Here is a 21,071-nt window from a genome sequence, read left to right on the forward strand (position 1 = left end):
ACCACCACCTTTAATGAAATTTCCGTCATCCCTTGATGCCGGCGCGCGAAATGCCCTCGATCACGTGTCTCTGCATAAACAGGTACAGCACGATCATCGGCAGGATGATCATCGACGAAGCGGCCATCAGCTGCTCGTAACTCTTTCCCGTATCGTAGACGAAAGCCGTCAAGCCAACAGGCAAGGTCCGCATCTCCGCCGAGTTCGTCACGATCAGCGGCCAGAGGAAGGCGTTCCAGCTTGCGATGACTTTGATCAGCGCACTGGTGATCAGCACCGGCTTGGAGAGAGGAACCATGATGTTCAGCAAATATTTAAAATCGCCGCTTCCGTCGACCCGTGCCGCAAAATACAATTCGTCCGGAACGCCGAGAAAATACTGCCTGAACAAAAAGATCGTAAATACGCTCGCGGTCCAGGGGACAATAAGCGCTTCATAATGATCGATCCAGCCAAGCTCGGTCAAGGTTACGAAATTGGGAGTAAGCAGGATCTCCCCGGGAACCATCATCGTTGCGAGAAGCAAGGTAAAAAGGATCTCACGCCCGTAGAAACGCAGCCGCGCAAAAGCAAATGCGGCCAGAATGGAGGTTGCCAGTTCACCGACCGTGCTAAGAACGGTTACGATGACGCTGTTGAGCAAGTACCGGCCGAAAGGTGCCGCTTCCCACGCAAGCCGGTAATTGTCCCATTTCCAGCTGACCGGGATCCATTCCGGCGGCAGCATCACGACTTCGTCCGGCGTTTTGAGCGAAGTCGTGATCATCCAGTAGAAGGGCAGGATCATCACAATGCCGCCAAGAATAAGCACCGCGTACACCAAAAATCGCGAAACCGCCTGAATTCCGTCCTGCCAGCTTATCTGCCTTTTATTGGCCATCAGTAGTGAACCTTCTTTCTGCCGATATAGAACTGCAGGACGGTGAACAGAAGCACGACGATAAACATCAAATAGGACGCCGCCGCGGCTACGCCGAAATTCCATTCGGAATAAAACTTGCGGAACACATAGAATACAATCGTCAGGGCGCTGTCGGACGGACCCGCTTTCCCGCCGCCGCCGCCAAACAAGGCGTAAACCTCGTCAAACACCTTGAAGGATGAGATTACCGATACTACAATCACGAAAAAAGTGGTCGGAGACAGCAGTGGCAGCACGATATAGCGAAATCTTCGCAGGCGGTTAGCACCGTCGACGCGGGCGGCGAATTCATATTGCTCGCCAATCGTTTGCAAACCCGCCAAAAAGATGATGATGTTATAACCAAGACTTTTCCAGATCGCCAGAAGAACCAGGGCCGGAACCGCAAGCTTCGGAGTGTTGAGCCAGGAAATCGGACTTACGCCAAACCAGCCCAGCATATAATTCAGAATTCCGTAGTCCGTGTGGTAAATCCATTGCCAAACGATGGATACCGCCACCAGCGAAGTGACGTAGGGCAAGAAATAGACGGTCCGAAACAAACCGCGGAAGCGGATCTTGGAGTTAAGCAGCACCGCGATCAGCAGTGAAATCACGACGGAAGCGGGCACAACTCCTACAACGAAAAACAGTGTGTTTCGCATAGCCAGCCAGAAGTCGGGATCATGCAATACCGTATAGTAGTTGTCCCACCCTCTGGCGCGAACAATATCCTTGAAATAGTCATAATCCGTGTAAAAACTGATCTCGAGCGATTTAATGAGCGGATAAACCGTAAACACCGAGATAATCGTCAGTGCGGGAAGCAAATACAATAAGGCCTTGAGCGTGCTTCGAATCGTCGGACGCTGGTTCATCGCTTCGCTTCCTCCTTCGCCGGAGCTCCCGCATTCGAAGCCGCGTCAGCTTGTCCCCGGCTTTGGCTCAGGCTCAGCAGGCCAGGGCTGAGCATCGGTTCCTTCCCGGAAGCAAGCCGCCGTCCCGAAGCCGCATCAAACCAATGCGCCTGCTCCGGCTTGAGGCCTAAGCTCACTTCATTTCCTTCTTTTAAATCAATCCCTGACCTCGCAAAAGCGGTAAATGTATGGGATCCCCAGCGGACCTTGACGAGCGTATCCCGCCCGATAGTTTCTATATAATGGACGCGGCCATGCAGCAAAGGCTCGTCCGCCCCGAGGATCCAGTCTTCCGGGCGAATCCCCAGAAGCGCCGTCTCTGAGGCTGCGCTCACCTCGATAAAATTCATTTTCGGCGTGCCGATGAAGCCGGCGGCGAATACGTTCGACGGCTGGCGGTAGATCTCCGCAGGCGTTCCGCTTTGCTGAATTTGCCCTTCATTCATCAGAACGATCCGATCGGAAATGCTCATCGCTTCTTCCTGATCATGCGTGACAAACAGAGTCGTGATTCCTACTTCCCGCTGTATTCGGCGAATTTCCTCCCGCATCTCGATCCGCAGCCGGGCATCCAGGTTCGAAAACGGCTCGTCGAGCAGCAGAAGCCGCGGCTTCTTGACGAGGGCGCGGGCAATGGCGACCCGCTGCTGCTGGCCTCCGGACAATTGCCCCGGCTTGCGCTCCAGCAGATGGCTGATTTGCACCATCTCTGCGATTTCCTCGGCGCGCTTTTGCCCCTCCGCTTTGGAAATGCCTTTCATTTTGAGCGGAAACATAATATTTTTAAGCACGGTCATGTGCGGGTATAAAGCGTAATTTTGAAACACCATGCCGATGTCTCTTTGTTCGGGACCCTTTCGGTTCATAGGCTCGTCCCCGAAATAGATTTCCCCTTCCGTGCAGCGGTGCAGACCCGCCAGCATGAACAGCGTGGTGCTCTTGCCGCAGCCGCTTGGACCCAGCAAACAGACCAACTCTCCCGAACGGATGGACAAATCCATTCCGTCCACCACCCTTGTACGGTTAAAATCCATCGATACCTGTTTGAGACGGACATCCAAAGTAAACGCCCCCTTTTTGTGATTGCCGGCCCTCTAGTAGACCAGCATTTCATCATAAGCGACGCGTGTTAAACGAATATCAAGCGATTGTTAAATATCGCCAAATAAAAAAGACGCCAACCGGCGTCCGATAACTTGATAAGCCAATGAAATTTACAATCTTCGGGACAAAACGCGCTGCCCGGGTTCATCTTCCGGGGAGCCTTTTGGCCGCGAGAAAAATGAGCAGGATTAGTCCCAGATAACCGAACAATGGGTATAAATAAGCGAGCAATGCCGTAAAACCGATCTGGCTGATTAAGAAGCAAGCAAGCAATATTGCGAAAATAATCATGTTTTTGGGCAGCTTGTACAAGCTTTGAATTTGCCGGGTGATGCCAAACACGTTGCCGATCAAAGTCGTAAAGATCTCCCCGTAAATTACGAGCAGGAACAGGGTATGAAAAAATGGCCCCAAATTGCGGACAATTTCGGCCATCGGTATTTCAAAGCGGAGGATCCCGGGCATGCGGGAGTGAATCGCCAAATGACTGATCAGCAGCATGACGCCCAGTCCGATACCGCCCCAAATCCCTCCCCATTTCAAAGTGCTTTCCTTCTTGATCTCGCTTCCCAGCGGCACCATGACCGCCTGAATGAACGCAAAGTTTAACGCTACGTAAACAAGGGAACTTAAGATCCAGTTATAGTGGGTAAACTGCTGAAACGGAAGATGCGCCAGCTGCATAATTTGATCGGCTTGTACAGCCTTGATCCCGATCAGAAAATTAAAGAGCAAAATCAAGGGCGCAACTAAAGAATTGATGACGAGAATTCCGCTCATCTCCTTGCTCAAGACCAGGTAGCTGAGCAGGATGCTGACCACAATGCCGATTTGAAAAGGAAGATGCAGCTGCTCCTCGAAAATGGATCCGGTCCCGGACAGCATGACTGAAGTCACTCCGAGCAAAATGATAAAGGTTAATGCGTTGGCGACTTTTCCGAAAATCCTGCCGAATAAATAATTGTTGAACTCCTGATAGGAAAATGCGCCGATCCGGTGAGCTACGATCATCATTTTGGTCCCGATCCACATAAACAGGAGGGTTGTGATGAGAATGCCTATTGCCCCGACGGCCCCGTATATCGTAAAGAACTGCATGATCGATTGGCCGGAAGCGAATCCGGCCCCCACCACCGTTCCGATATAGGTAAAGGCAATCTGAAAAATCTTCGCCCACTCTTTAACCATGAATCCTCACTACTTCCATTTTTAACTTGTACAATCCAAGTCTATGTGGAATAACCTTCCAGTATTCCAAGGGGAATGAGGAGACGGAGCCCGGCTCAAGATTCAGCGTTCGAGTATATTGCCTTCAACCTTCACATCGCTGCAAGCTTCCAAATGAAGCAGATCCGCTTCCGATTTGAAGTTTGATCCTGCGGCGATTTCATTGTTGACGAAGCTTAATAAGCTTGTGCTTTTGGCGCTGAGGAGCGCTTCATGCGAGATTTCGAACCGGTTATTTTCGATCCGAATATTGCGGTGTACGGGGCGATCCGAATGAATGTCCGTATTTTCCGGCGCGATGCGGATCACCGGATGACTGCTGCCGCCGCATTCGACGAAACGGTTGGCGCAAACCGCCACATCGCCGACCATGCCGGATTCATACCAGCCTTCGGCGTCGTCGGCAATCAGGAATGCGCTCATCGTCATTCTGTCGAACAGGTTGCGCTCAATCAGAACCTTGCGGCGCGTTGTCGTTAAGATTCCGCGGGTCGGAATGGCGGCAAAATAATTATCCAAAATTTCAACTTCCGGCGTCCAGGTGACATTCTCCAAGACATCGCCGGGCCGGATATCTTTCGGAGCCGGATCTTCCAGCGTGAGCAGGATTTCGCGGGGGTTGACCGGTTCGGCCGATTTTACGGTGCCTCCGGCATAAGCGACTAATGAGTTTCTCCGCACAAAATCAATCTCATCGCCCGGAACGAAGGCATCAAATCCATAAGTCTGAGCATGCATAAACCGAACCAGCAGCTGATTGGGAGCCGGTTTCTCCACGATCCGCAAATGCGTTCCGTGCACGTTGATCGCATCGTCGTGCCCGCCGATGAAACGGCTGTCCGCAATCGATATTTTCCCCCGGCAGCCCGACAAATGGATGAAATCCGCAAAGGCGGCGACCGTACGCCCGGTTTCCGGGCGAGGGGCGATATTCACTCTTTCGAAGCTCAAATTCTCGCTGAATTGACCCACGACGCCAAGGCCATGCATGAAATGCAGCCCGACGTTTTCCCAGCCGATATTCCGGCTCCGGTACACGAAAGCTCCCACTTGATCGCGGATACCGTCCCGCACTTGAAGGATATGCCCGTCCGGGATTTCCGGCAGAGCGTCGAAATGAAACCGCAGGCGATGCGGCCCTATTTCTTCGGCCTTTTTCGCCTTCTCCAGGAAATTGTCGATTCGCCAGGTCGTTCCAAGCGCCGGATCGTACTCCTGCATCGGTCCCTCAAGGAACTTCCACCCTTCCCCTGCCCAAAGCAGCCCCCCTCTGCCGTCCAGCTCATACCCGAAGGCAGGGTGCACTTGGACATCGAGATGTCCGGCGCCTTTTCCGACAACGGTCATTTCCACTACGGTGGGCTGCTCAAAGTCGGTATCCAAATTACGGATGTCTATATTTTCGCAATGATCCATCGCAAACATCGTCTGCTTGCCATGGAATATAAACAGAGAGCCGCAGCCTTCTATCGTCAAATCCTGAACTCTTTTAAGATAAATTCCGATGGTTTTCGTAATGTCGGGGTTCTCAATCTCGCTTGTCGTATTGGTAATATAATAGGGAACCCGCGCCGCATGTGCCGGATAAAAATCGTACCGGCCTTTCGGGCATTCCAGCACCACCGGCCCTAAAGTCCGGGCAGCCGCCTCAATGGCGAGACGCATGGCCGGCAGCGCATCCTCCTTGGAATCCGGAACCGCCCCAAAATCAGTAAGCCTCAGCACGGCCGGTACGGAAGCTCCGCTTTTGTCTGCAGTATTAGTCATTACTTAGTCAGTCCTCTCTCAGATGGATAAAAAGCGAGTCTACCATAAAATTTATACTATCATTTTTCCTGTTCTGATTTCACCGCCTTTTGAACGGATTTCGAGGTACAATTTCCGATTTTACCGTACATCTCCGCAATTATATTCCCGTATTTCCGGAATATCTAGCAAATCGGGCGAATAGTTATAGATATATCAATCTTTCGAAGCATACTCGGCGAGACAGGGCTGGCAAGAACCCCCGGTTCTTTCTATAATGAAGGCGTGTACTTCACTTCAAATCGTAATGGAGGGATGCAGGTGAGTCAGCAGCTGCGAATCGGAATGATAGGTTACAAGTTTATGGGAAAAGCCCACAGCAACGCCTACCGCACTTTGCCGATGTTTTTCCCCGAAGCGCTGGGGCCGGAGATGTCCGTGATTTGCGGCAGAAACGAAGCGGCGGTTCAGGAAGCCGCAAACGTTCTCGGCTGGCAAGAGGCGGCGACCGACTGGAAAGAAGTCGTTGCCCGGGACGATATCGATCTGATCGATATTAATGCGCCGAGCGACGCCCATAAAGAAATTGCCCTCGCCGCGGCGAAGGCGGGCAAGCATATTTTCTGCGAAAAGCCGTTAGCGCTTACATTGGAAGATTCCCGCGAGATGCTGCAGGCGGCCGAAGAAGCGGGCGTAGCGCATATGATCGGTTTCAACTACCGGTTCTCTCCGGCGGTGAGGCTTGCCAAAAAGCTGATCGACAGCGGACGACTCGGCACGATCTATCATTTCAGAGCCTGGTTTCTGCAGGATTGGATCATCGACCCTGACTTTCCGCTTGTCTGGAGACTCCGGAAGGAAATTGCCGGATCGGGTTCGCTGGGCGATCTTGGAGCGCATTTGATCGATTTGGCGCATTATCTCGTCGGAGATATCCGCGAGGTAACCGGCATGAGCGAAACCTTCATCAAGGAGCGGCCGCTCGCCGAGAATATGACGGGGCTTAGCGCCAAGAGCAGCAAAGACGCTCCGCGGGGACCGGTGACGGTTGATGACGCCGCGCTGTTCTTGGCGCGATTTGCAAACGGAGCGCTGGGCAGCTTTGAAGCGACGCGGTTTGCCGCGGGCCACCGGTCGACCAACGCTTTTGAAATCAATGGCAGCCTGGGGAGCGTTAAGTTCGATTTTGAACGGATGAACGAGCTTGAGGTTTATTTCACCTCGGATGCTGAGGATGTGCAAGGCTTCCGGCGCGTGGTCGCCACGGATCCGGCGCACGAATACGTTCAGGCCTGGTGGCCGCCGGGACATACGCTGGGCTTTGAGCATACCTTTATCCATGAGGTGCTGGAGCTTGCGGGCGCGCTCGAAGAAGGAAGACAACCGCAGCCGAATTTCCGCGACGGCGTTAAATGCCAAGCCGTACTGGAAGCGGTGGAGCGTTCGATCGAGCAGCGCCGCTGGGTGGATATATCGGAGATGTAATTCATAATTCTGAAACGGGAGCGAAAGAGAAAAATTGGGAGCCGGTAAAGCGAAAGCGTTCGCCTTTGCCATTGGATTGCCACCATTACTTGTTACGTATCATCAATGCAATCCAATGGCAACAGCGATCATAACCCCATTTTTTCTCGCAGCGCCCTTTTTCGGAAATAATAAAGGAGGCAAGCGGATATGAAAAAAGCGCTGATTGTATGGGGCGGCTGGGACGGGCACGAGCCCGAGCAAGTGGCGGAAAGATTCGCCGGAATTTTGCGCGAGCGCCGATTCGCGGTTGAAGCTGCCGATACCCTGGATGTCTTCGCGGATGTCGAAAAGCTGCTCGGTCTGGACTTGATCGTCCCGGTATGGACGATGGGGGACATCGCTCAAGAGCTTGTCGATAACGTTTCGGCGGCGGTTCAAAACGGCACCGGCCTGGCCGGATGCCATGGAGGCATGTGCGACTCGTTTCGCAGCAATGTCGAGTGGCAGTTTATGACCGGAGGCCAATGGGTTGCCCATCCCGGAAACGATGGGGTGGACTATAGAGTGGAGATCAAGCACAGCTCCAGTCCCTTGGTGGAAGGCATCAACGACTTCCCGGTGAAATCGGAACAGTATTATCTCCATGTCGACCCGGCCGTCGAAGTGCTGGCGACCACCCGGTTCCCCGTAGCGGACGGACCTCACCGGCTAAACAAAGCCGTCGACATGCCCGTCGTCTGGACCAAACGCTGGGGCGTAGGGCGAGTCTATTACAATTCGCTCGGGCATCATGCCGATATCATGGACATGCCGGAGGTCAAAGAACTCATGATCCGGGGGATGCTGTGGGCGGCCGAAGGCAAAGAAGCAGCTTTAAAACGTGTATGACCGGGTTTAATGGATTCATTGATTTCTGAACCATCGATCTCCGCCCCGGACATAAAATTAACTCTATAAAGCTTATCAAAACAGAGTAGAAAAACCCTGCCAGACCGCTGCCGGGGTGCCGGATCGACTTCGAGGATTTGCGTTAGAACAAATTGGCTGGTCCGGTCAACGCTGTCCCAAAACGCCAAATTCTCCGACACTTGAAATAGCAGTCTTTTGGGGCCTTATTTCCACTGGGGAGCCTCATTCTGAATGAATAGCGCCGTTTTATGGCCTTATTTCTTCAGAAGAGCTCCTTTTTCACTTGGTTTTGGACGTTTTGCTGAAAATAGGGCCATTTTGCACCGTTATTTTTAGGAAAATACGGTTTCGTAGTGAAATAAGGCCATTTTATACCGCTATTCGAGAAATCGCCTTTTGCCGTTTATTGTTGATTCCAGGCCAGGACAACCTCGTTCAGCCCCCGCCCCTAGACATCTACAGTTCCTTTGCATGATTTATATGTTCTGAACATCTTGTTTAACCATGGTTCAGATTCCTGTACTTTAGCGGCGTCGTGCCGATCACTCTTTTGAATAGCTGGATGAAATACGAAGCTCCCTCAAAACCGGCCCGGCTGGCGATTTGCTCCACGGGAAGTTCCGTCGTTTCCAGCAGCCGGCAAGCTTGCTTAATCCTGCGGGCGGTTAAATAATCCGTAATGGTGCTCCCGGTCTCCAGGCGGAAAATCCTCGATACATAATACTTCGACAAATGTGTCTCCTCGGCAAGGCGCTCCAGCGTAACCTCCCCTTGAAAATTTGCTTCGATCCAACGCATGACTCTCTCCGAGTGCCTGAGCGCCCGGGCATCGCTATGGGCCAATTCCGGCCCCGCCCCCGCGGAAAGCAAACAATTCAGCAATTGAAGCATAAGCGTGGCAATCTCCTCGTTTTCTTCGCCGCGCCCGCTTTTTCGCGCCTCGTCGTAAGCTCCGTAAATCCATTCCATCTGTCCGGCATGACCGGATAAATCAAACCCCTGCCCCGGATTTTGCCCTTGCCACAGCTGATGAAACAGCGCCAGACGCTGCGGAAAGGGGAGCAGCAGTTTCTCGATCAGCAGCGGATCGGCGTAAAATATCGAGCGGACATAGGGAGTGTCGCCGCTCACCTCCGCGTGGACATGATGAAATTGAAACGGCTGGAAAAAAAACAGCATGCCCCGCCGGATGGCATACGTTTGCCCTCCTACGACAACCGTCCCTTTTCCCGCGTGTACAAACAGCAGCTCGCAGCATTGATGCCAATGATAATATCCTTTGAAATTGCGTTCCGTACGCAAGCCGTAATCCCAGGACAGCTGTTTGTGGCCAAAAACGACGGGTTCGAATATCCGCTTCATGTCTCCTCCCGAATAGGACAAAATATTTATATTTCTGCATATTCCATTATAACTTCCGGACGCCAAAAAACGATATACTGGGGGCAAATCTTCTGGGAGGTTATAGTATGGAAACAACGGCATACTGGAAAGAAACGCTATCGGAGATCGACCGCAAGCTGCAATCAAAACTAGAAAAAATCTCCGGGAAATGTCCGCATTTTGCGGGTGAAGACGGACAATACGAAAACATGGATTCGGATTATTGGACCACCGGATTTTGGCCGGGGATGCTGTGGATCATGTACGAATTGACCGGAAACGAAAAATACAAGGAGGAAGCTTGGCCTTACGATCAAGTACTGGAACAATGGTTCGTTAAGTCGACCGAAGGACTGCATCATGACGTCGGCTTTCAATTTCTGCCCACCGCCGTCATCAAAAACGCGTTGACCGGCTATGAGGACGGGTATCGGCGGGGAATCGAAGCGGCCAATTATTTGGCCGGACGGTACAATCCCGTCGGACGGTTCATCCGAGCCTGGAACGATGACAAACACGGCTGGGCGATCATCGACTGCATGATGAATGTTTCCCTGCTGTTTTGGGCTTCCAAGGTCACCGGTGATCCGCGCTACAAGCATATCGCCATCGCTCACGCCGAAACGACGATTCAATACGGCATCCGGAACGACGGTTCCACCAAGCATATCTTGTCCTTTGATCCGGAGACCGGCGCGTTCATCGAATCGCTTGGCGGACAAGGCCTGTCGGCCGACTCGACCTGGAGCCGCGGGACGGCCTGGGGACTTTACGGATTCGCGAACATGTACCGCTATACCGGAGACGAGCGTTTCCTGCATACGGCGAAACAGATCGCCCATTATTTCATAGCGGCGCTCCCGAACGACTATGTCCCGTATTGGGATTTCCGCCTGGAAACCCTGGACGGCCAGCCTCGCGACAGCTCCGCGGCCTCGATCGCCGCATCCGGGCTGCTTGAGCTCGCCGAAATCGTTCCGGCCGGCGAAAAATCCATGTACCAAAGCGCGGCCGAACGGATGCTTCGTTCGCTAACCGAACATTACGCGACTTGGGACCTGCCCGATTTCGATCCGATCCTGCTGCACGCAACGGGAAGCGGCAACTCTTATATCGACGGCGGCCTCATTTTCGGAGACTACTATTATGTCGAAGCCGTCGCCAAGTTAAACGGCTGGAAGCACCGGATTTTCTAGAGCGCAAAAAATGAGGCGTCCCTCCTTCCTCCATCCGGCGGAAGGGGAGGCGCCTCATTTGCCGGTTAGGCTTGGCCCTCGGCAAATGTGATGCGGCGAATATGCGGGTTAAGCTCAAACATTCCCTGCTCGGCCGAGAGGACGAGCTGCCCGTTGATGCGCAGATCAATGAACGAAACACCGTCAACGATCCGCCGCTCGTCGTACCCGTAAATCCGCGGCGGTTTCGCGCCGGCACCGCGGTAAGAGATATCTTTGAACGTGATGTTTTCGACGCGCGTACCCGGAACCGGATTATAATCGGGATTACACGCGACCCGGATATCCAGCAGTTGGCCCAGCTCAAATGGCTCGACGCGAATATTTTCGTACGTCACGTTGCGGACGATATTCCGGTCGCCGGCGTTGATCGCCATGGCTCCCCAGTAATTTTCCTGGGGTTCGTGATGCTCCAGTATATCGATATTCACGAATCTGATATTTTCGATTACGTCCCCTTCATGCTCGTGATCCCCATGCGTGCCGATCATTAGCGGGTGGGCGACATCGGCCCACAGCACGCTGTCGCTGACGGACACCTCGCTCGTATTGCCGCGGAAATACCAACGGGATCCGTAAATCGCGATGCAATCGTCCGAATTCCGCATAAATACGTCTCGAATGCCGACGTCGCGGCAGGACATCATATCGATGCCGTCGGACCAGCCGCGCGTGCTGAACGATTTGAAATTCGTAACTCGGATATGTTCCGATTGGCCGAGAAAGATGCTGTAATGCGGCGGATCCACTACCGTCAGCCCCTCGACGCGCACGTTCCGGGAGAAAACAACGCGAATTCCCCGGAAAGCGGAAAAACGGTGAAACGATGCCAAATAGATCATTCCGCGCCCGCGAATGTCCACGTTTTGAACCCGCTCGCAAACGAAAGAACCGGCGATGGCCGCCCCGCCGGCACAGTAGACCCTGGTGGACGACGGTAGCCGGAGAACGACCTCTTCGATAAAGTGCATTCCCGGGGCAAAATACAATGTGCGCGGACGTCCTTCTCCCGCTTCCTTCGCTTCCAACAACCTCAGCAAATCCTGCGGACGGTGAATTCCCGGTTTGATGCACAGCACCTCCGGCGCTTCGGGATCAGGAACGTCCTCCTCCAATGGATTGGCGAACAAATGCAAATTCCGGAACCGGTCGCCGTTAATTTCAACGGACAGCTTTTGCGGCTTCTCCATAGCAAAACGGATCGTTCTTCCTCGCTGCTCCGCCTGGATGTTCCGGGAGACCGGGCGAATTTCCGCGGATAAAACATCCGTGTACACGCACTCCACCTCTACCTCCACCGGACCCTCCATGTCGAACGAAACCAGGGAGGCCGCGCGAACCTGATGCATATCCACCTTTACCTCGCACACGTCCAGCGCCAGCCACTCCCCTGCGGCCGGACGAACGCGCACCCGAAAATCCTCCCGCCGCGGAATCTCTCCGGGCAGTGAATATATCTGTATTTGACCCATATAAACTTCAGCTCCTTCTTTCCCATTAACAAACAACCTGCCGTAAGAATTCCGGCAGGTTGTTTACGTTTCGATGCCCCCGAATCACGTCGGCAGCTTTCTTATCCTTTCATGGCCCCTGCCGCGATGCCTTTTACGAAATATTTCTGCAGAAAGACGAACGCGAGCAGCACGGGAACGACGGACATCGTCGTGCCGGCAAAAATCATGTCCCATCTCGACGAGAACTCTCCGATGTAACGGTAGATTTCCACGACCATTGTCTTTGGTTGGCCCGAAGGAAGAACAAGCATCGGCATCAGGAAGTCATTCCAGATTCCCAAGCCGTTAAGCACAACCATGCTGGCGGTCACCGGGCCAAGCAGCGGGAACACGATGTTCCAGAAGATTCTGACCCGGGAGCAGCCGTCGATTTCCGCCGCTTCTTCGATCTCGCCGGGAATCCCCTTTACGAAGCTGGAAAAAAGCAGGCTGCCGAAGCCCACCGAACCGGCGACGTAAATCATGATCGGTCCCGCCAGACTGCCGTAAAGTCCCAGCGTCTTCAGTTCTTTAAACAGCGGGATCATGTAAGCCTGAAACGGGATCATCATCCCGGCCAGGAAATACACGAACATAAGTCTCGTCCATCTCGCATTCCGCCGCTGAATAGCGTACCCCGCCATCGGGATGAACAGCACCTGAAACAAAATGGAGATGACCGTCAGAATCAAACTGTTCAGGATCGCTCGCGGATAATTGGTTTCCGTTAGCAGATACTTGAAGCTCTCCAGGTACAGCGAATTCGGAAAAGCCACCGCATCCTTCATGATTTCCGCATTGCTCTTGAACGCGGACATGATATTGAAGAAGATCGGAAAAAAGAACAGGATCGCCAAAACGAGCGTTACTGCCAAAATGCCGACATCGACCCAAAGCTTGCGTGTTTTCTGAGTCATCACATTTCGACCTCCCGCTTCTGAAGGACCTTCACCTGGAATACGGTAACGATCAAAATAATGAGGAACAGCACCATCGCCAGCGCCGTGCCGAAACCTTGCCGCAGCTCGCCGAAACCGACCTTGTAGATGAGATAGGTCAAGGTTTCGGTTTCGAAACCGGGACCGCCGTCCGTCATGACCGCGATCTGGTCGAAGATTTTCAGGGCGCTGATCATGGAGAGCACCATGCAGACGGTCACCGAGCCGGCCAGCAGGGGAAACGTGATGCGGCGGAACTGCTGCCAACCGTTTGCTCCGTCGATGCTGGCCGCTTCGCTTAATTCCTGCGGAATGCTCTGGAGACCCGCCAGATAGATGATCATATAGTATCCGGCGCCTTTCCAGACGGTGGATAAAATGATGGCCAGCATGGCATACTTCGGATCGCCGAGCCAATCTACCGTAAAGGAGCCGAGTCCGACCTTGCTCAGCAATTGGTTAACCACGCCAAAGTTGTAGTTCAGCATCATTGCCCATACGAACCCCATGACGATCCCGCTCAGCAGGGTCGGGAAGTAAAAGACGCTGCGGAATATTTTGCTCAGCCAGCGTACTTTATCGACCATCATCGCGAGCAAAATCGCAAACGCGTTCTCTAGAATGACGAGGCTGAACGTTAAGACCAACGTGTTCTTTAGGGCATTATGGACCCGTGGGCTGTTCCAGATTTCCAGAAAGTTGGAAAGTCCGATAAAACGAATGTCCGTGCTGATCCCGTCCCAGGACGTAAAGCTGTAATATATGCTGCCTGCCGTCGGTACGATGACGAAAAGGGTGTACAGAAGAAAAGACGGCAGAATGAAATATAAGGCGAATAGCTGCCGTTTTTTCTTCTTTTTAACGGCAGCCGGCGGTCTACCTACATGAAGGGCAGGTGCAGCCATAGTATCTCTCCCTCCTGATTTCCTTACATTGCGTTTGCTTTTACTTGATTGTCATACTCCGTGTCCGCCCGCTTCATGTAATCCATGACATCCCCGTTTTTAATGACAAGTTCCTGAAGCAGCTTGTAATACCAGTCGCGGAACTGCGGAGGAATTTGGTTTTCGCCCCACCAGTTGTTGATGGCCAGCGATTTTGTCACATTCGGGTCGTTCATCAGATCGAGCGCGGTTTTCATTTGCTCGCTGGTCTCATAAGTCACTTCCTCTTTGGTCGAAGGAATCGCGTTGATGCTGGCCAAATACTGCGAATAGTTTTCCGGCTTGAAGAAGAAGCGGATGAACTGCTTGATCGCTTCCGTCTTATCCGCGTCCTTGGAGGCGTCCGTCGAAATCGACCAGCCGGCCGGAGACGGCAAACCGACCACATTTACTTTGCCTTCGCGGTCCGGGATCGGATAGAAGCCAAATTCGAAGCTTGGATCGGCCTCCGCGATTTGCGTGAACATCCAGGTTCCCGAATACAACTGCGCCGCCTTGCCGGAAACCAGCATGGAGGCCGTTTGGTTATCGGCCGTGCTCATCCAGCCTTTATCCACGTACTTCTGGAACAAATCCTTATAATCCGTCATCGCCTGAACGACATTGGCATCGGTAAAGCTCACGGTTTTCGCCGTGCGTTTCGAGTTCCAGTCCGGGTCCTGGGCATACACATCGTCAATCAGGAATTTGTTGACCCAGAAGCCCATATGGAAAATATCCTTGCCGCCGACCACAATCGGCGAAATGCCACTGGCCTTCAGCTTCTCCTGAATCGTCAAAAATTCGTCGTACGTTTTGGGGAGCTCGGTAATGCCCGCTTGTTCATACGCCTTCTTGCTGTAAATGATCCCTTGCGGAGCGTTCACCTGCATCGGAGCGTTCCATACTTTGCCCTCCACCTTAGGCGGGTCCTTGAACAAATCCAGCAGATCGGACGGCAGTTCAACGATCTTGCCCGCGTCGGCAAACACTTGGGTATCCCGCATTTCCACAAGATCCGGGAACTCGCCGACCGCGTCCTTCGTTTTCAGCCAATCCAGATACGCCGCGGAAGTCGTTTCGCTCAAATCGTTGATTTTTATATTCGGATTCGCATCCATGAATTTTTTCACCGTATCGGCAATCGCTTTTTTCGTTGCCGGATCTCCCGAAGCATAACCGATCGTGAAGCTGACTTCCTTGGGGGCCTGAGCGGCGTTTCCGTTGTTGCCCGAAGCGGGCGCATTCGAAGCGTTCCCTCCGGAATTTCCTCCGCATGCGGTTAACGTCATCGATGCCGCGAGTATCAGCGTAGAAAGTTTCAACCATGTTTTTCCAACCATTTTTTAGGTAACCTCCCTTTTGTCCTCTGACCCGGAAACTCGTGAACGATGTGCGCATCATCGAACTGGAAGCGTTTCCTTGTGATCAAGCATAGCATTTGGCCGATTCGAACTGAATGAACTTTTTTAAGCGCCGCATGCGCCTGTTTTAAGAAAAAAACGAACGGAAGATCAGTCTTCCGTTCGTTCCATGACGGTATCCTCCGTAATGGGGAAAGTAAGTATGACCGACGTGCCGACATGCTCCCGGCTATTGATCTCCAGCCCGTATCTTTCACCGAATACCGATTTGATCCGTTCATGGACATTTTTGAGCCCCACGTTTTTTCCGGGAGCCTCGGGATCGCTCAGCAAGCGGTTCATGCGCTCCAGCATCTCGTTTTCCATGCCTACGCCGTCATCGTAAATGGAAATCACGAGGTCAAGGCCGCGTTTTTCCGCCGTAAGCCCCACCGTGCCTTTGCCTTTTTGCTTCAGGCCGTGCTGTATCGCATTTTCGACGATCGGCTGCAGGGAGAGCTTCAAAATCTGCCAATTCAAATCGACATCCTGCGCAATCTCGCAGCCGAATTCAAAGCGTTGGTCGTAGCGGACCGAAATGATGTAAAAGTAGTCCTTCAGGTTGTCCAGCTCGCTGCGCAGGCTGGTTTTCTCCTCGCCGTAATCGATCACATATTTAAGCTGATTGGACAAGGAAAGGATCATGTCGGCGACTTCATCGTCGTCTTTATCCACGGCGCTCATTCGGATAACTTCAAGAGTATTGTATAGAAAATGCGGCCGAATCTGGCTCTTGAGCGCGTTTAATTCCGTCTGCTTCTGCTTGATTTGCGCGACGTAGGCCTCATCGATATACGTTTTCAGGCGATCGACCATCCGGTTGAAGCTGTAGCCAAGCCGGCCAAGCTCATCGTTGCTGCGGACCTCCACCCGCGTTTCCAGGTTTCCGGACTCCACCTTGGCCATTTGCTTCATCAGCGTAAGAATCGGGGCGGACAGCCGTCTGGAAAACAAGGTTCCCATCACGATGAGCGCGATGGAGCATAGACCGATGGCGATAAAAATAGTCATGCGAACCGACAGCAGCTGCTCGAACAGCGACTCTCTGTGAATCCGGGCCGTCAAGCTGCCGTTCAGAAACGGGATGGGCTCGGAAATTTTCATCATGCCTTTTTCCGATTTTTCCGCGATCGACGCGGCGTCGGCCGAGGACAGCTCCGCGCTGCTAAAATAAAAATGTCCGTTCCCGTCGAGCAGATAAAGCTCGTCGTTCGTTCCCAGGTTCAGCTCTTTGAAGAAATGGCTGAACAAGCCTTCGTCGACGTCGATGAACAAGGTGCCGACGATTTTCGGTTTGGCGGTAACTTTGCCGGAGGTGTCGATCAGATTGCGGCCAACGGTAAACACCTTCCGCCGGGAGGTCGAATAATAATCGGCCGCATGGGTAGGGAAGATCGCCACTTTGGAGGGGGCATCGCTCATTTGGCGCTTCCACTCCGGATAGGGAAGCAATTCCGTATCAAGCCCCCTGTTTTCCTTCTCCTGATAATACATCTTCCCATCCTTATTCCTTACGAAGATCACGCTGCTGATATAGGTATCGCTGTAAAGCACGGTCTTCAAAAACGAGTCGATCGGAATATTGTTGATTTGCTCCAGATCGTTAACATTATAGGTCTGGTTTTGACTGGAGCTATCCGTAAAACCTTCGTATTTACCGGTGTACATCAGCTTCGAAACTTCGTTGTACTGGTCGAAGGCCGAGTTCAGGTTATAACTCATATAAAGCACCATCTGGCGCAGATTGGCCGTCGTGTACCGCTCCACATAACCCGTAAATGCGTTAACCGAAAACAAGCTGAGCGCAAACAGGGGAATCAGCCCGACCAAAATAAAGGAGGAGGCGAATTTGACGAAGATGCCGGTAGACTTTCTGCTTCGCAAACGCATGGCGGCTCCCTATTCTGCGCCGGCCGACTGCCTGAATTCCTGCGGCAGCTTGCCGTACAGCTTTTTGAACATGTCGCTGAAATGCCGGGCATTGTTATAGCCGACGCGCTCCGAAATTTCGTAAATCATCAAATCCGTTTCCAGCAGCAAACGGATGGCATGCTTCATTCGTTCCTCCGTCAGGTATTGCTTGAAGTTTTTCCCGGTGTGCTTTTTAAAGAAGCTGCTGAAATAATAAGGATTCATATAGATCAGAGCGGCCATCGACTCCAGCGTGATGTTCTCGGCGTAATGCTCTTCCATATAAGCTTTGATGCGCTGCAATTGGGCGATCTCCTTATTCGCCAGCTTACGCGTGATTTGTTCCCGGGCCAGCCGAACAAGGGAATGAAACTCGGCCCGAACATCCTCGAAGGTAGCAAAACGCGACAATTTATCCAAAAGCGCCCCCCGGTCGCGGCAAACTTCGATGCCGTATCCCGCCATTTCCCGTTCCAGCAGCACGGCCGCGTTGTAAACGTGGCTTACGGCGAGCTGCTTGCTGCTCCCCGCCTGCAGTCCGATCGCCTCAAGCAGCTCGTCCGTGATTCGAAGCAGCTCCTCTTTGTTCTGCGAGGTCAAAGCGCCCGCCAATCCCGCCTGCAGTTCCAGAACTTTTTGCGGCGCGTCAGCCGAAGCCCCGGCGGTGAAGTCTGCCTCAATGATCCGGTTCAAACCGGCAAAATACTTCATTTTAAGCGCTTCCAAAGCAGAACGGTACGAATCGTCAGCCGCTTCCATGCCCGAGACCGTTTCGCCGATTCCGACGGAAACCTTCAGCTTCAAAAAGCCGGTGACTTTCCCGTGAAGGTCTTCGGCCAATTGGCGAGGTTCCCCGGGTCTCTCGTACTGCAGCAATACGCCGAACCTTCCTTCTTTATGGAACAAAAGACAGTCGCCGCGGCTTTCAAGCGTTTCTTTCATGATATTGTTCAGCGCAAAATGAACCAGCTTGCGTTCCCTTTCCTCCCAGCGGGAACCTCCGCCCATTTCTTCATCCGTTTCGAGCAGGCATACGCCGGTGAAACGGCTAACCGAAACCGCCCCCAGGGCGATCAACTCCGGAGCGTTTCGCTTGTCCCCGTCCATCAAGCCGTCCAGCAGTTCCTCGATGGTAACGGTCCGGTTCTTCCGTTCGTAATGGTCCAGCATCTCCTTTGCCCGTTCCCCTTCGTTCTCCTCTCGGATTAATGCGGCGGCTTTGCCGACGACCTCTTCCAGATGCTTTTTATTCACCGGTTTGACCAGATAATCAAGCGCCCCGTACTGAATAGCCTGGTGGGCATAAGTGAATTCCTGGTATGCACTGATGAAGATTACCTTCATCTGCCGGTAGTTTTCGTGAATTTCCCGGATAATGTCGATTCCGCTGCAGCCGGGCATGCTGATGTCGCTGATAATCAGGTCGGGGCGGCAGTCGCGGATCAGCTGCCTGAGCTCGTTCCCGTCGCTCGCCTCCCCAACGATCGCAAGCCCCAGTTCCTCCCAGGAAATCAGTTTTTTTAATCCCCGCAAGATCACCGGCTCATCGTCGGCCAATAAAACCCTTAATTGCATGCCGTGTTCCTCCTCACCATTCTTCACCATGTAGGTTGCCTGAGCTGGCATGGACTGAAACCAAACTGCACTTAATTATACAACAGCCTCGTTAATCTTAACTGTAACATGGGGGGTCTTCCGGCATAATGAAAGTTTTTTAAGACCGGTGTCAACTTTTTTAAGCAAGGTTCGGAGCAGGCGGAGGGGACAAAAAAAAGACCGCCCAACAACGTCAAGGTTCTGACGCTTAGGCGGCTTGATCAGGCAGTTCCAGCGGATTTAGGCTTCGGTTAATTGACGCCGGAATAACGCAGGTAATCGAAATCCGCACGACGTTTCGTCCCGGACAAATCCTGAACGCATAAACCGATAAAAGTGCCGGTAAATCCCAGCTTACCCCCGTATTCGTCGGAAAGTTGGCCTAAATCCTGCGGCTCTCCGACGTTGGTCCAGCTCTTGCCGTCTGGAGAACAGGCGAACTGGACGGATCCGAAGCGAATGACCGCTTTCAGATAGACCCGTTTCCAGTCTGCCGTCGGCAGGATGGCCCCTTCCGGTTCATCATAGTTCCCCTGTGTGGAAACGATAAGCGCCACATGTTTGCCCAGCGATTCATCATGGCTAATCCGCAAATAGAAGTGATCGCGTTCGTCGTAATACAACGTCAGTCCCGCCATTTGCCCAAAATGCTCCGGCTCAAACTCCACGCAGGTCTCCGCTTCGCAAACAAAATGCTCCATCCTTCTCGCCACCATGCTTTGCCGGAACAGGGAGCCCAGCGATTCCCGGCCGCGCAGCCGCAAAAATCCCGGCCGTTCGGTTAAGCTGAGCCATTCGCCGTCCGCCGGAACCCGAAGCGTCTGATACCGGATGCCAAGCTCCGGCTCGTCGAAGTGATCCGTTTCCGGCTGTGCCGGAAACGGATGGGACGGAAGCTTGGGAGGCCGCACTTCAATCTGCGGCAAATGGCCGCCTCCGGCTAGACGCAGCCAGCCGTCCTCGGTCCATTCCAGCCGCTGGATTCCCGTCTCACGGCCAAGCGGGCATAATCTGCGGCCGGGCAAGGGACGCGCGCAAATATAGGACATGTACCATTCCCCGTTTTGCGTTTCGACCACCGCGCCGTGGCCGGCTTTTTGCAGCGGATAGTCCGGGTCGTTTACCGTTGTTATCAGCGGATAGTCCGGATCCGTTTCGTAGGGGCCTGTAATCCGCCGGGAGCGCGCCAGCGTGGCGGCGTGGTTCCAGCCTGTCCCGCCTTCGGCGAGCAACAAGTAATACCAGCCGTCCCGTTTGAACAGGTTAGGACCTTCGGTGACGCCAAGATCGCTTCCAACCGCGAGCCGGTGAACCGGTCCGACGAGCCGCCGCAGCTCCGGCGAATACTCCTGCAGCACGATGCCCGCAAACCGGTTCTTCCCTTTGCGAAAGTCCCACTTCATGTTGAGAAGCCATTTTCGCCCGTCGTCGTCATGGAACAAATACGGGTCAAACCCGCTGCTGTTCAGGTAGATCGGCTCCGACCACGGTCCCTCGATATCCTCGGCCATCAGCAGATAATTGTGCAGGTCTTTATATACGCCGCTCCGATTTTTCACGTCTGTGACCATCAAATAATAGACGCCGTTGTCGTAGGTCAAAGCCGGCGCCCAGATGCCTCCCGAGCTTGGGGTCCCGCGAAGGTCGAGCTGCGAAACCCTGCTCAGGGGACGGGTCAGCAAGCGCCAATGCGCAAGGTCCCTGGAATGGTGTATTTGCACGCCCGGAAACCATTCAAAGGTAGAGGTGGCAAGATAGTAATCGTCCTCCACCCTCATCATGGAAGCGTCCGGATTAAATCCTCTCAGCACAGGGTTAATAATGTTCCTCATATCCCTTTTCCCTCCGATACATTGCCAGTCTTCCGGCATATCTTTTATTGTAGCGGCCTTCCGGGACGGCTTGAATGACGCTTTTT

Annotated in this window: 16 protein-coding genes; 3 read left to right on the forward strand and 13 right to left on the reverse strand. The window is 53.2% G+C overall.

Translation table 11 applies throughout. The features are described from left to right. Positions 1-25 precede the first annotated feature (25 nt). From ACI48K_RS14595 to ACI48K_RS14615, 5 genes are all read right to left on the reverse strand, one after another. Positions 26-880 (reverse strand): carbohydrate ABC transporter permease, encoded by an 855-nt coding sequence (locus tag ACI48K_RS14595; protein ID WP_475028321.1) that lies wholly within the window; start codon positions 878-880, stop codon positions 26-28. Next, entirely contained in the window at positions 880-1,779 is a 900-nt protein-coding gene (locus ACI48K_RS14600; protein ID WP_475028322.1) for a carbohydrate ABC transporter permease, read from the reverse strand. The genes ACI48K_RS14595 and ACI48K_RS14600 overlap by 1 nt, the downstream gene beginning before the upstream one ends. Next, positions 1,776-2,879, reverse strand: a complete 1,104-nt coding sequence (locus ACI48K_RS14605; RefSeq protein ID WP_475028323.1) for an ABC transporter ATP-binding protein — start codon at positions 2,877-2,879, stop codon at positions 1,776-1,778. Before ACI48K_RS14605 ends, ACI48K_RS14600 begins: the two co-directional genes overlap by 4 nt. A gap of 187 nt (positions 2,880-3,066) precedes the next feature. Beyond that, positions 3,067-4,110 (reverse strand): YkvI family membrane protein, encoded by a 1,044-nt coding sequence (locus ACI48K_RS14610; RefSeq protein WP_475028324.1) that lies wholly within the window; start codon positions 4,108-4,110, stop codon positions 3,067-3,069. Between the two features lie 102 nt (positions 4,111-4,212). Beyond that, entirely contained in the window at positions 4,213-5,916 is a 1,704-nt protein-coding gene (locus ACI48K_RS14615; RefSeq protein WP_475028325.1) for an alpha-1,3-galactosidase-related protein, read from the reverse strand. Between the two features lie 294 nt (positions 5,917-6,210). Here ACI48K_RS14615 and ACI48K_RS14620 point away from each other — a divergent pair, with 294 nt between their 5' ends. Further along, positions 6,211-7,380, forward strand: coding sequence for a Gfo/Idh/MocA family protein (locus ACI48K_RS14620; RefSeq protein WP_475028326.1), 1,170 nt, complete (start codon positions 6,211-6,213; stop codon positions 7,378-7,380). Between the two features lie 189 nt (positions 7,381-7,569). Then, positions 7,570-8,250 (forward strand): ThuA domain-containing protein, encoded by a 681-nt coding sequence (locus tag ACI48K_RS14625; RefSeq protein ID WP_475028327.1) that lies wholly within the window; start codon positions 7,570-7,572, stop codon positions 8,248-8,250. Between the two features lie 519 nt (positions 8,251-8,769). Here the strand turns inward: ACI48K_RS14625 and ACI48K_RS14630 are convergent. Next, positions 8,770-9,633, reverse strand: coding sequence for a helix-turn-helix domain-containing protein (locus ACI48K_RS14630; RefSeq protein ID WP_475028328.1), 864 nt, complete (start codon positions 9,631-9,633; stop codon positions 8,770-8,772). 107 nt (positions 9,634-9,740) lie between these two features. On the opposite strand from ACI48K_RS14630, the gene ACI48K_RS14635 reads away from it, so the two are divergent. After that, positions 9,741-10,850, forward strand: coding sequence for a glycoside hydrolase family 88 protein (locus tag ACI48K_RS14635; RefSeq protein ID WP_475028329.1), 1,110 nt, complete (start codon positions 9,741-9,743; stop codon positions 10,848-10,850). Positions 10,851-10,915: 65 nt separating this feature from the next. Here ACI48K_RS14635 and ACI48K_RS14640 read toward each other — a convergent pair whose 3' ends face one another. The 7 genes from ACI48K_RS14640 to ACI48K_RS14670 all read right to left on the reverse strand — a co-directional run bounded on the left by ACI48K_RS14640 (position 10,916) and on the right by ACI48K_RS14670 (position 20,985). Further along, positions 10,916-12,361 (reverse strand): glycosyl hydrolase family 28 protein, encoded by a 1,446-nt coding sequence (locus tag ACI48K_RS14640; RefSeq protein WP_475028330.1) that lies wholly within the window; start codon positions 12,359-12,361, stop codon positions 10,916-10,918. 101 nt (positions 12,362-12,462) lie between these two features. After that, positions 12,463-13,299 (reverse strand): carbohydrate ABC transporter permease, encoded by an 837-nt coding sequence (locus tag ACI48K_RS14645; protein ID WP_475028331.1) that lies wholly within the window; start codon positions 13,297-13,299, stop codon positions 12,463-12,465. After that, a complete protein-coding gene (locus ACI48K_RS14650; protein ID WP_475028332.1) occupies positions 13,299-14,225 on the reverse strand; it encodes a carbohydrate ABC transporter permease in 927 nt (308 codons plus the stop codon). The genes ACI48K_RS14645 and ACI48K_RS14650 overlap by 1 nt, the downstream gene beginning before the upstream one ends. Before the next feature lie 23 nt (positions 14,226-14,248). After that, positions 14,249-15,586: an ABC transporter substrate-binding protein gene (locus ACI48K_RS14655; protein WP_475028333.1), complete on the reverse strand. Its 1,338-nt coding sequence runs from the start codon at positions 15,584-15,586 to the stop codon at positions 14,249-14,251. Between the two features lie 171 nt (positions 15,587-15,757). Then, positions 15,758-17,536, reverse strand: a complete 1,779-nt coding sequence (locus tag ACI48K_RS14660; RefSeq protein WP_475028334.1) for a cache domain-containing sensor histidine kinase — start codon at positions 17,534-17,536, stop codon at positions 15,758-15,760. 9 nt (positions 17,537-17,545) lie between these two features. Beyond that, positions 17,546-19,132, reverse strand: a complete 1,587-nt coding sequence (locus tag ACI48K_RS14665) for a response regulator (RefSeq protein ID WP_475028335.1) — start codon at positions 19,130-19,132, stop codon at positions 17,546-17,548. A gap of 272 nt (positions 19,133-19,404) precedes the next feature. Further along, positions 19,405-20,985 carry a glycoside hydrolase family 43 protein gene (locus ACI48K_RS14670; RefSeq protein ID WP_475028336.1) on the reverse strand — a complete coding sequence of 527 codons (1,581 nt, stop codon included), beginning with the start codon at positions 20,983-20,985 and terminating at the stop codon, positions 19,405-19,407. Between the last annotated feature and the right edge of the window lie 86 nt (positions 20,986-21,071).

It is taken from the genome of Paenibacillus terrisolis (assembly GCF_056171975.1).